This window comes from Xanthomonas sp. A1809, assembly GCF_017746015.1.
GTDB classification, from domain to species: domain Bacteria; phylum Pseudomonadota; class Gammaproteobacteria; order Xanthomonadales; family Xanthomonadaceae; genus Xanthomonas; species Xanthomonas euvesicatoria.
Genome location: NZ_JAGHWZ010000015.1, coordinates 22007 through 34458, shown reverse-complemented (window position 1 = coordinate 34458; position 12452 = coordinate 22007). Strand labels below are relative to the sequence as shown.

The 12452-nt window shown below is 63.5% G+C and carries 7 protein-coding genes; 5 read left to right on the top strand and 2 right to left on the bottom strand.

Annotated elements, in window-relative coordinates; all coding sequences use genetic code 11:
* The first annotated feature begins 95 nt into the window (after positions 1-95).
* The 3 genes from J7396_RS18315 to J7396_RS18305 all read left to right on the top strand — a co-directional run bounded on the left by J7396_RS18315 (position 96) and on the right by J7396_RS18305 (position 8326).
* Positions 96-2417, top strand: a complete 2322-nt coding sequence (locus tag J7396_RS18315; RefSeq protein WP_209261863.1) for a S9 family peptidase — start codon at positions 96-98, stop codon at positions 2415-2417.
* Positions 2418-2908: 491 nt separating this feature from the next.
* The gene (locus J7396_RS18310) at positions 2909-5803 is read left to right on the top strand and encodes a TonB-dependent receptor (protein WP_209261862.1); all 2895 of its coding nucleotides are present in this window, start codon (positions 2909-2911) and stop codon (positions 5801-5803) included.
* A gap of 147 nt (positions 5804-5950) precedes the next feature.
* Entirely contained in the window at positions 5951-8326 is a 2376-nt protein-coding gene (locus tag J7396_RS18305; protein WP_209261861.1) for a glycoside hydrolase family 127 protein, read from the top strand.
* A 74-nt stretch (positions 8327-8400) separates the two neighbouring features.
* On the opposite strand, the gene J7396_RS18300 is transcribed toward J7396_RS18305, so the two are convergent.
* Together J7396_RS18300 and htpG are read right to left on the bottom strand one after the other, a co-directional pair.
* Positions 8401-8718 carry a hypothetical protein gene (locus J7396_RS18300; RefSeq protein ID WP_083347918.1) on the bottom strand — a complete coding sequence of 106 codons (318 nt, stop codon included), beginning with the start codon at positions 8716-8718 and terminating at the stop codon, positions 8401-8403.
* A 457-nt stretch (positions 8719-9175) separates the two neighbouring features.
* Positions 9176-11080, bottom strand: coding sequence for a molecular chaperone HtpG (gene htpG, locus J7396_RS18295; RefSeq protein ID WP_209261860.1), 1905 nt, complete (start codon positions 11078-11080; stop codon positions 9176-9178).
* Between the two features lie 174 nt (positions 11081-11254).
* Between htpG and rsmD the strand changes: the two genes are divergently transcribed.
* Both rsmD and coaD read left to right on the top strand, forming a co-directional pair.
* A complete protein-coding gene (gene rsmD, locus J7396_RS18290) occupies positions 11255-11944 on the top strand; it encodes a 16S rRNA (guanine(966)-N(2))-methyltransferase RsmD (protein ID WP_209261859.1) in 690 nt (229 codons plus the stop codon).
* Entirely contained in the window at positions 11941-12447 is a 507-nt protein-coding gene (coaD, locus tag J7396_RS18285) for a pantetheine-phosphate adenylyltransferase (RefSeq protein ID WP_008574388.1), read from the top strand. The genes rsmD and coaD overlap by 4 nt, the downstream gene beginning before the upstream one ends.
* Positions 12448-12452: the final 5 nt, after the last annotated feature.

Below are 12452 nucleotides of genomic sequence, written 5' to 3'. Positions count from 1 at the left end.
GCAGCGATTGCAGTCAGCGGCCCAGCCATCGTCCATCAACGCCACGCTGTCTTCTCGAACCTTCGGTGAGGTCACAGGTGCCACACATTCCTTCCATGCGCTTACGCACCATCGCAATCTGGTGCGTGTCTCTCGCACTGGCGCACATCGTGCCGGTGACCGCGGCGCCACTCTCCGCTCCCACGCCGGCGCAGTACACGCAGGCAATGGGCTTGTCCGATCACTACGCCTCGCTGGTGGACCGGCAGCCTACGGCGCCGGTGTGGGTGGATGCCGGGCATTTTCTCTATCGGCGTGGAGTGGCGCGCAGCGAGCAGCTGCCGGCGATCGAATACCGCCTGGTGGAGGCGGCCAGTGGCCGCAACACACTGGCCTTCGATCACGCGCGGTTGGCCGCAGCATTGACGCAGGCCGGTGCCAAGGCGGTCGACGCAGCGCGACTGCAGCTTGACGAGCCCACCCTGGAACGGCAGCGCCTGAGTTTCCAGTTGGCGAAACTGGGCTGGCAATGCGATTTGCTGCGCTATCGCTGCGCGCACCTGCCCGAACGCGACCTGCCGGCCGAATCGATGGACATGCGCCTGCCGCTCAAGCAGGGCGAACGCCAGGCCAGGACATCGCCGGATGGCCGCTGGCGTGCCTGGGTGGAGCAGGGCAATCTGGTCATTGCGCCGGTTGGCAGTCACGAGCGCAGCGTGCTCAGCCACGACGGCAGCACGGATGACTACTACGCACTCGACAGCGTGGTGTGGTCGCCGGATTCGCAGCATCTGGCGGCGTATCGGGTCAAGGCACCGCCGCCGCGCATGGTTTATTACATCGAGTCGGCGCCCGCCTATCAGGTGCAGCCGAAGTTGCATCAGCAGGTCTACCCCAAGCCGGGCGATGCGTTGCCGGTGATGCAGCCGGTCTTGTTCGATCTCGCCACGCACGCAGCGCATCCGGTGGCGATGACCTTGCTGCCCAATGCCTTCACCTTGAGCGAAATGGTCTGGTGGAAGGACAGCCGCGGCTTCACCTTCGAATACAACGCACGCGGTCACCAGCTGTACCGGGTGATCGAGGTGGATGCACGCACAGCCGCCGCGCGCACGCTGATCGAAGAGACATCGCCCACCTTCATCGAATACTCCGAGCTCAGTGGCGAGCATGAGAACGGCGGCAAGCACGCACGCCAGGATCTGGAAGATGGCGCGCAGATCGTGTGGGCATCCGAGCGCGATGGCTGGGAGCATCTGTATCTGTATCTGTACGACGGCCACAACGGCGAGGTGATTCGCCAGGTCACCCGTGGCGACTGGGTGGTGCGCAAGCTCGATCGCATCGACCAAGCAGCAGGGCAGGTGTATTTCACCGCCTCGGGTATGCAGCCTGGCGAGGACCCGTACTATCGCCATGCCTATCGCATCGGGCTGGATGGCCGCGGACTTACCGCATTGACGCCGCTGGCTGCCGATCATGAGGTGCGCTATTCGCCGGATGGAACCTGGCTACTGGATCTTTACTCGCGCGTGGATCTGGGCCCGGTGCTGGAGTTGCGGCGCAGCGCAGATGGCAGCCTGGCACGCACGGTGGAGCGCACCGACCTGACCCGCCTGCTGGCGGCAGGGTGGCAGGCGCCACTGCCGTTTCACACCACCGGGCGCGACGGCAGGACCGAGATCTGGGGCGTCATCCATCGCCCGCAGCAGCTCGATCCGCAGCAGCGCTACCGGGTCGTCGAAGACATCTATGCCGGACCGCAGGGCTCGTTCGTTCCCAAGAGCTTTAGCACCGCCACACCATCGCTCACCGGGATGGGGTTTGCGGTGGCGTCCATCGATGGCATGGGCACCAACAACCGCTCGCGCGCCTTCCACGATCTGGCCTGGCGCAACCTCAAGGACGCCGGGTTGCCGGATCGTATCGCCTGGCACAAGGCAGCCGCGGCGCACTACCCGTGGTACGACATCGGCGGCGGTGTCGGTGTGTACGGCACCTCGGCAGGCGGGCAGAACGCGTTGGGGGCGCTGCTGTTTCATCCGGAGTTCTATGTGGCGGGTGTGGCCAATTCCGGCTGCCATGACAACCGCATGGACAAGATCTGGTGGAACGAACAGTGGATGGGCTGGCAGGTCGGCCCGTGGTACGCCGCATCGTCGAATGTGGAGAACGCCGCGCGCCTGCAGGGGCATCTGTTGCTGGTCACCGGCGACATGGACATGAATGTCGACCCGGCCAGTACCTTCCAGGTGGCCGACCGCCTGATCAAGGCCGGCAAGGATTTCGATCTGCTGGTCGTGCCGGGCGGCGATCACGGTGCCGGTGGCGACTACGGCAGGCGCCGCCTGCTGGATTTCTTCCTGCGCTGGATGCAGCAGGCACCAACGCCGGAGTGGAATCGCAACGTCGCAGCGCCAGCCGCATCGGTGCGGTGATGCGCGCGCTGCCGGTCGCGTGCAGCGAGTTGACGTGCGCGGCACATCGGGCCCAATGCCCCCGTCCGCGCATCGATCGTTGTCAGCTTCATCTGCACTCCCATCGCCGCAAGCGGTGCCAATGCGTGCGGGCTCGAGCGCGCTCATGCCGCCACACGTGATCGTTCAGTTGCGAACCATGCTGTTTTCCGCATGCGCGTTCGCCAAATGCGACAAGACGTGGCGTCTGCGCACAGGCACATTGTGACCAGCTGATGAAAACTGGAGCGCATAAGCGCATCCAGTGAGGAATGCACCACCTTTCCGGTAACACGCGTTGCTGCGCGACTGTTCGGTCGCCTGCGTCGCACGTTGTCTGCGCCTCTGCAACACGACCGTGCCAGCGGTTTGTTGCAGCGTGCGTCTGCCATCTACGTCGCTCTGCGCCGCTGTACGCCGGCACGGGCAGGTATTGCCCACGGTTTGTCTTTCGTCACACTCAGGAGCCTTGCATGCCGATGTTGCCGTTGCCTCTGACTCGCACGACCAGCGCCACCACGCGGCCGTTGCCGAGCATGCTCACCACCGGGCTGCTGCTGGTGCTGTCGGCAGGTGCGGTTGCGCCGGTGGCTGCGCAGCAAGCTGCCGGTGGCGATGCGACGCAGACGCTGGACAGCGTGGTGGTCACCGGCTCGCGTTTGCGCCGGGTGGATACCGAGACCGCCAATCCTGTGGTTACCGTCAGCCAGGAGCAGATCGCTGCCACTGGCAAGGCGACCGTGGGCGATCTGTTGCAGGAACTGCCGTCCATCGCCGGCAATGCGACCAACCCGTATACCAACAACGGCGGCGGCACCGGCGCCTCGGCGATCTCGCTGCGCGGCTTGGGCGACAAGCGCACGCTGGTGCTGGTCAATGGCATCCGCCTGGCTTACAACGACGTCAACGCCATTCCTTCCAGCATGATCGAACGCATCGAGGTGCTCAGCGATGGCGCCTCTGCGGTGTACGGCTCCGATGCGATTGGCGGTGTGGTCAACTTCATCCTGCGTTCGCGCTTCGATGGCGTGCAGTTCAGCAGCGACTTCGGCACCAGCAGCGAGGGCGACGGCAACCGCCGCAACTTCACCTTGACCGCCGGCAAGACCTGGGAGCGCGGCAGCCTGATCGGCGGCCTGTCGTATCACAACATCGATGCCGTCTCGGCAGGGGCGCGCGATTACTCCAAGGACGCGCTCGCGCTGACCAATGGCCAACCGGTGAAGCAGGGCTCCTCCGCCACGCCCACCGGCACGCTCAACTTCAATGATGGGTCGGACCAATCGCAGCTGCTCGCACAATCCAATGGTTGCGGGCGCGTCACCCTCAACAGCGGCGTCAGCGGGCGGGCGAGTCCTGGCGATTTCCACTGTTATGACGCTGCTGCAGATTCCTACAACTACCAGCCGTTCAACCTGTTGCAGACCCCGCAAAAACGCACCAATGCCTTCCTGCTGGGCACGTATCGCTTCAGCGACAGCGTCGAGGGCTACGTCAATACCTGGTTCAGTAAAACCGAATCGGCCTCGATCATTGCGCCGATTCCGATCTTTTCCAACGGCGACAACATCCTGGTCTCGGCGCAGAGTTACTACAACCCGTTCGGCGTCAATTTCGGCACCGATCGCACCACCGGCACCTCCTACAACGACCTCAATACGCGCGCCACCGTGTTGGGCAACCGCCGCTACCAATACAACACCTACAACTTTCAGATCAGCCCGGGTCTGCGCGGCCGTTTCGGCGACAGCTCCTGGCAATGGGATGCCACCTTCAATTACGGCAAGGTCAAGCAGAAGTCGATCAACAACGGCTTTCTCGACTATGCCGCGTTCAATCAGGCCATCGGTCCCTCGTTCCTGGATAGCGATGGCGTGGTCAAGTGCGGCAGCGCGGGTGCAGCGATTGCCGGCTGTACGCCGTTGAATTTCTTCAACCTCAACGACAGCGCCAACCTGGCCACGTTGCAGGGCATGGTGGTCAACCCCATTGTCACCAGCGTGTACACGGTCAAGCAATTCGAAGCCAATGCCAACGGCACATTGTTCGAGTTGCCGGCGGGCGAGGCCAGTCTGGCGGCTGGCATTTCGTACCGCAAGGAACGCTCCACCACCGCCTCGGACCCGCTATGGACCGGCGATGAAAATGGCCTGTGCGGCGTGATCGAATTCTGTTCGTCCAGCTTGAGCGGCAGTTTCGATGTCAAGGAGGCCTATGCCGAAGCGCTGTTCCCGCTGCTCAAGGATCTGCCCGGCATCAATGCATTGAACATCACCGTGGGCACGCGCTTTTCCGACTACAGCTCGGTGGGCAGCAAGACCAATAGCAAGCTGTCGCTGGAATACCGCCCCGTCGAAAACCTGTTGTTGCGCGGCACCGTCTCGCAAGTGTTTCGCGCACCCAACATCAACGAGCTGTATGCCGGCGTGGCCGGCGACGCGGCCACCGTCAACGACCCGTGCAACGGCTACACCGGCGGCAACACGGTGGCCTGCGCCAATGTGCCCACCGATGGCAGCTACCAGCAGTCGGACGGGCAGGTTTCGGGCAAGGTCTCCGGCGCGGCAGTCGCCGGCTACCAGCTCAAGCCGGAAACCGGTAAGTCCTACGACGTCGGATTTGTGTACGACCCGCAGTGGATCGACGGCCTGTCGTTGAGTGCGGACTGGTGGCGCATCGATCTGGAAGACACCATCACCACGGTGTCGGCGCAGACGGTGCTGAATCAATGCTTCGCCAACTCGGCCAGCGCGTTCTGCGCGTTGATCCATCGCAACGGCAACGGCACCATCAATTACATCGCCGAGCCCACCGTCAATCTGGGCAAACTGTGGGCCAAGGGCATGGACTTCAACCTGACCTACCGCTTGCCTGCCATGGCATGGGGCAATGTCACCGCCGGCCTCAACGGCACCTATCTCACCCGTTACGACGTGTTGCCCGACACCACCGACCCCAGCTCGGTCACCATCCACAACGTGGGCCGCTACACCCAGGCCTACGGCAACTTCCCACGCTGGCGCGCACTGGGCACGGTCAGCTGGGCATTGGATGACTGGAGCGCCACCTGGCGCATCCGTTATGTGGGGCATACCGCCATCGGCAACTCGGATCCGGACCAGAGCCTGTCGGCCGATTCCAGCGAACCGACCGTGGTGCGCAATATCGGTGCCTACGTCTACAACAACCTGCAGCTTGGCTATAACGTTGAGCCGTGGCATACGCGCTTTGAGGTCGGCGTGGACAACATCGCCAACAAGCAGCCGCCGCTGTACTACGCCAACAATGTGGGCAATGCGAACACCGATGTGGCCACCTACGATCTGCTCGGCCGCTTTTATTGGGCACGCGCGACGGTGAAGTTCTGAGTGCGCGGTTGTCTCGCTGCGCTGCGTGGCCGGGTGCGATCGGTTGTGCAAATGCCACGTCACCGCAAGCGTTGCCAGGGCAGTTGCGATCGCATTGTTGCGACCACGCGCGCGAGCATGCGCGCTCTCAGGAGCTAAGCTGATCCCATGACGGAAGCACACCTAGGCGAATCGACCTGCAACCACACGCCGTCGTTGTCGCGGCGGCGCTTTCTGGCCTGGAGCAGCCTGGCGGTAGCTGCCGGCTTCCTGAGGTTCCCGGCCCAGGCCAGCGCTGCACAACCGGGCAGCGTGCGCGCGGTGCCGCTTGCCCAGGTCAGGCTCACGCCATCGCTGTTCCTGGATGCGCTGCACACCAACCGGCGCTATCTGATGCGGCTGCAGCCGGACCGCTTGCTGCACAACTTCGTGCTGTATGCCGGCCTCGACCCGAAGGCGCCAGCCTATGGCGGTTGGGAAGCGGACACCATCGCCGGGCATACGCTCGGCCACTACCTCAGTGCGCTGGCGCTCATGCACGCGCAAACCGGCGATGCGCAGTGCCGCACACGCGCCGGGTATCTGGTCGGCGAACTGGCGCGCTGCCAGGCGCATGCCGGCGATGGCTACGTGGCCGGCTTCACGCGCAAGAACGCAGCCGGGCAGATCGAAAGCGGGCGCGCGGTCTTCGACGAGCTCAAACGCGGCAAGATCGACCCGGCGCCGTTCTATCTCAACGGCAGCTGGGCACCGCTGTACACGTGGCACAAATTGTTCGCCGGCCTGCTCGACGTGCATGCGCATTGCGATAACGCGCAAGCGCTGCAGGTGGCGGTGAGCTTGGCTGGATACCTGCAAGGCATCTTCTCCGCGCTAGACGAGGCGCAATTGCAAAAAGTGCTGTCGTGCGAATTCGGCGGCCTCAACGAATCGTTCGTCGAACTGCATGTGCGAACCAATGATGCGCAATGGTTGGCGCTGGCGCAGCGCCTGCATCACCACGCCGTGCTCGACCCGTTGGTCGCCCAGCGCGACGAGCTGGCCCACCAGCATTCCAATACCAATATCCCCAAACTGATCGGCCTGGCGCGCGAGTACGAAGTCACCGGCGATGCCGCATCCGGTGCCGCAGCGCGCTTCTTCTGGCACACCGTCACCGACCACCACACCTATGTGATCGGCGGCAATGGCGATCGCGAATATTTCCAGCAGCCGGACAGCATTTCAAAGTTCCTCACCGAGCAGACCTGCGAGCATTGCGCCAGCTACAACATGCTCAAGCTCACCCGCCACCTGTATCAATGGGGCCCGCAAGCGGAGTTGTTCGACTACTACGAGCGCACCTTGCTCAACCACGTGATGGCGCAGCAGCACCCACGCAGCGGCATGTTCACGTATATGACGCCATTGCTGGCCGGCGAAGCGCGCGGCTGGTCGTCGCCGTTCGACGATTTCTGGTGCTGCGTTGGTAGCGGCATGGAAGCGCACGCGCAATTTGGCGATTCCATCTACTGGCAGGACGGGCAGGGCGTCTTCGTCAATTTATATGTGCCCTCCACGGTGCGCGATGCCGCCGGCCTGGACATGACCTTGCACAGCGCCTTGCCGGAGCAGGGCAGCGCCTCGCTGCGCATCGATGCTGCGCCGGCCGAGCAACGCACGCTCGCACTGCGCGTGCCAGGTTGGGCGCAACAGCCGCGCCTGCAACTCAATGGTCAGCCTGTCGATACCGCCGCCAGCGATGGCTATCTGCGCATCACGCGCGTCTGGCAGCGCGGCGACACCCTGAGCCTGGCGTTCGACATGCCGCTGCGCCTGGAAGCGACCCCGGACGATCCCGCCTGGGTCTCGGTGCTGCGCGGGCCGCTGGTGCTTGCCGTGGATCTGGGCGATGCCGCCAAGCCCTGGTCGGGCAAGACCCCGGCATTGATCGGGGGGCAGGACATCCTGCAACGCCTGCAGCCGGTGCCGGGCAAGACAGCCTTCGTCTACAACGATGGCGTGCAGCAGTGGCAGTTGTCCCCGTTCTACGCCCAGTTCGACCGCCGCAGCGCGGTCTACCTGGAACACCGCGACGCCGCCGCATGGCAGCAACGCCAGACCGAACTGGCGGCAGAAGCGGCGGCGCAACACGCACTCGACACCCGCGCGCTCGATCGCATCGTGCTAGGCGACGATGCCTCGGAAAAGGCGCATGCACTGCAGGGGGAAAATTCCAACCCGCTCAGCTACCGCCGCCGGCCCGGCCGCGACGTGCGTACTGGCGGCTTCATGGCCTTCACCCTGCGCAATACCGCCCAGGCCCGCATCCTGCGCCTGCGCTACTGGGGCGACGAAACCCGCCGCCGCTTCCGCCTCCTCGCCGACGACGAACTCATCGCCAACGAACGCCTTGACGGCAACCGCGGCCTGGAGTTCGTCGATGTGGACTACGCATTGCCAGCAACGATCGCCGGTCGCGACACCCTGCAGATTCGCATCGAACCGGAGACCGGTTATTCGGCGGGGCCTGCATTTGGGTGTTGGGTGCTGGAGTCGGCGTGAGCGCTGTAGCTAGCGCGTGTTATTCGTATGACGAGCTTCTACGAGGCGTCGGAAAGCAGGAAGGCTGTACGAATTTATTCGTACCCCTGAAAGCTTATAACTTTCGCGTCCTTTTTGCTCAGCGTGTATTCTCCGCCGCCGCCTATGATTCCTAAGCGCCTATCCACTAAAAAGACGATGACTATTTTTGAAGGTGTTCGGGCAATCCCCATGGAATAGGACTCGAGGTCTCGCAGAGCCGAGTATTCGCCGCTGGCTGGATACATTGCGACAATTCGATTCTTAAAATCTTTGCTTGCCGCCTCAATTGCTTTGAAGGTTTCTGCGTTATCGGGTTCCGCGGCAGAAGCGCCTGTGAAAGATAGAAATAGCAACAGTGATATAAATTTCATGGTTGCCATCCTAAAGCATTGCTGAGAAATTCCGAAATCCTGCTATTTTCTCACCGCCCCCCTGCGTTAGATGCTCACACGCCTGGGAAACTCGGCTTTGTTCGGAGAGCAAACTAGGTGGCGAACTCAGTCGATAGGATATTGCTGATCGAAGGGGTGGTGGGAAATGAGTATCACTGACCCTCTAGTCTTTGAACTTCTGATGTGCGCTGTCTAGTGGCTGGAGCCAATGTGTGTTGAGACACGCATACTGGCTGTCATGAATGACTCGATGAAGTGATTGTCTGTCGGTTTGCCTTGCCGGGAATAATTGATGGTCATGCCGTTATCCAGGGAAATATGGCGAGAGACGACCAAGAGATCAACGAGAACTTGAGTTGCTGGATGTGGATGCCAACATTTAAACGCAAAGACCGGCGATTAGGCCGGTCTTTGCGTTGCGCAGAAGTAGTGCGGCTTACGCCGACAACTCCAACAACAACTTATTCAACCGCCGCACATACGCGGCCGGATCCTTCAAACTATCGCCCGCAGCCAACGCAGCCTGGTCGAACAACACACGACTCAGGTCGCCGAAGCGATCCATATCCTGTTCCGCGTCGAGTTTCTCGATCAGCGGGTGGGTCGGATTGAACTCGAACACCGGCTTGCTTTCCGGCACCGCCTGGCCGCTGGCTTCTAGCAGCTGACGCATCTGCAGGCCCAGGTCGCCCTGGCCGATGGCCAAGATCGCCGGGGAATCGGTCAGGCGATGCGAGACGCGTACTTCAGCCACGTCGTCGCCCAGCGCTGCCTTGATGCGCGAGGCCAGGCCTTCCTTGGATTTTGCGAGGTCTTCCTGCGCCTTCTTGTCTTCTTCCGAATCCAGCTTGCCCAGGTCCAGGTCGCCGCGCGCCACGTCCACGAACGACTTGCCGTCGAATTCGGTGAGATAGCTCATCAGCCATTCGTCGATGCGGTCGGTGAGCAGCAGCACTTCGATGCCCTTCTTGCGGAACACCTCCAAATGCGGGCTGTCCTTGATCTGCGCGTAGCTTTCGCCGGTGAGGTAGTACAGCTTGTCCTGGCCGTCTGCCAAACGGCTCACGTAATCGGCCAGGCCCACGCTTTGTGCGCCGGTGGTGTCGTGCGTGGAGGAGAAGCGCAGCAGGCCGGCGATCTTTTCGCGGTTTGCGTAATCCTCGGCCGGGCCTTCCTTCAGTGCCTGGCCGAAGTTGCGCCAGAACGTGGCGTAGTCGTCCGGCTTGTCCTTGGCCAGCTTTTCCAGCATGTCCAGCGAGCGCTTGGTCAGCGCCGACTTCATCGAATCGACCACCGGGCCGGATTGCAGGATTTCGCGCGAGACATTGAGCGAGAGGTCCGACGAATCCACCACGCCCTTGATGAAACGCAGGTACAGCGGCAGGAACTGCTCGGCCTGGTCCATGATGAAAACGCGCTGCACATACAGCTTCAGGCCCTTGGCCGAGTCGCGGTGGTACAGGTCGAACGGGGCACGGCCGGGCACGAACAGCAGCGAGGTGTATTCCAGCTTGCCTTCGACCTTGTTATGGCTCCAGGCCAGCGGGTTGCCCGCGTCGTGGGCGATGTGCTTGTAGAACTCCTGATACTCCTCGTCCTTGATCTCGGACTTGGGGCGCCTCCACAGCGCGCTGGCGCGGTTGACCGCTTCCCATTCGGGCTCTGCCGGCTTGTCGGCGGCTTCGCCGTAATGCTCCTTGCGCATCTCGATCGGCAGGCCGATGTGGTCGGAGTATTTCTTGAGGATGCCGCGCAGCGTCCAGCCATCGGCGAACGATTCTTCGCCTTCCTTCAGGTGCAGCACGATGCGGGTGCCGCGCTCGGGCTTGTCGACGCTGGCGATCTCGAATTCGCCTTCGCCACGCGAGGACCAGTGCACGCCTTCGCTGGCCGGCAGGCCGGCGCGGCGCGAATACACGTCCACCTGGTCGGCGACGATGAAGGCGCTATAGAAGCCCACGCCGAACTGGCCGATCAGGTTGGCATCCTTCTTCTGGTCGCCGCTGAGGTGCTTGAGGAAATCGGCAGTGCCGGACTTGGCGATCGTGCCCAAGTGCGAGACCGCCTCCTCGCGGCTCATGCCGATGCCGTTGTCGTCGATGGTCACAGTGCGCGCGTCCTTGTCGTAATCGACGCGGATGCGCAGCTCGCCGCTGCCTTCCAGCAGCTCGGGCTTGACCAAGGCTTCGAAGCGCAGCTTGTCGGCGGCATCGGCGGCATTGGAGACCAGCTCGCGCAGGAAGATTTCCTTGTTCGAGTACAACGAATGGATCATCAGCTGCAGCAGCTGCTTGACCTCGGTCTGGAAGCCGAGCGTCTGCTTGTCGGTTTCAACGGTCATTGGGGTCGTGCTCCGTGGTGGTCCAGGCCGCAACGCGGCCGATGGCCTGGGGGATGCGGCCGTCTGCCGATTTTTCAAGGCGGGCCTGCGCGAATGTGCCGCGCGCGGCGGCTGGTGCGGGGCAGGGCGGCTGCGGCGATGGCGGCGGTATCATGGCCGGCCATTCGTCCTGCCTTGAGCCATGTCGCCAACTGCACTGCTGCCGCGCTGCACCCGCCCGCCCTCGCCAGGTGCGGGGCGATGAGCCGCCTGCAGCGCCCGGCCTCGCGTGGCGCGGAAGGCCAGGTGCGTATTGTTGGCGGGCGCTGGCGCAATACGCGGCTGGCGGTGCCCAGCTTGCCCGGCCTGCGCCCCAGCAGCGACCGCGTGCGCGAAACGCTGTTCAACTGGCTGATGCCGCGCCTGCCCGGCGCGCGCGTGCTGGATCTGTTCGCCGGCTCCGGCGCGCTGGGCCTGGAGGCGGTGTCGCGCGGCGCTGCGCATGCCACCCTGATCGAACGCGACCCCGGCCTGGTGCAGCGGCTGCGCGAGCACGTGACCCGGCTGGATGCCGCCACGCAGGTGCAGGTGCTGCAGGAAGATGCGGTGCGCTGGCTGGAGCGTGCGCCCGCAGCGCTGGCTGATATCGTCTTCGTCGACCCGCCGTTCGCGGCCGGGCTGTGGCCGGCAGTGCTGGAGCACCTGCCGGCGCATGTGGCGGCCGACGCCTGGCTGTACCTTGAAGCGCCCGCCGATGCGCCGCCGCTGCTGCCGGCCGGCTGGCATCTGCACCGCGAGGGCGCCACCCGTGAGGTGCGCTATGCGCTGTACCGCCGGGCCGCTGCTACACTGAAGAGCGATCCGACCCCGGTAGTCTCCGTATGAGCGTTGCCAACAGCCGCACCGCCGTCTATCCCGGTACCTTCGACCCGATCACCAACGGGCATATCGACCTGGTGAATCGCGCCGCGCCGTTGTTCGAGCGCGTGGTGGTGGGTGTGGCGTATAGCCCCTCCAAGGGCCCGGCATTGTCGCTGGAGCGCCGCGTGGCGCTGGCCCAGGAAGCGCTGGCGGCGCATACCAATGTGGAAGTGCGCGGCTTCGATACCCTGCTGGCGCATTTCGTGCGCGAGATGGGTGCCGGCGTGCTGCTGCGCGGCCTGCGGGCAGTGTCCGACTTCGAATACGAATTCCAGATGGCCAGCATGAACCGCCATCTGATCCCGGAGGTGGAAACGCTGTTTCTTACCCCGGCCGAGCAATACAGCTTCATCTCGTCCTCGCTGGTGCGCGAAATCGCGCGGCTGGGCGGGGATGTGTCCGGCTTCGTGCCGGCATCGGTTGTCGAGGCCTTGCGGCAGGTGCGCCAGTCCCGCGCGCAGGCCTGATCATC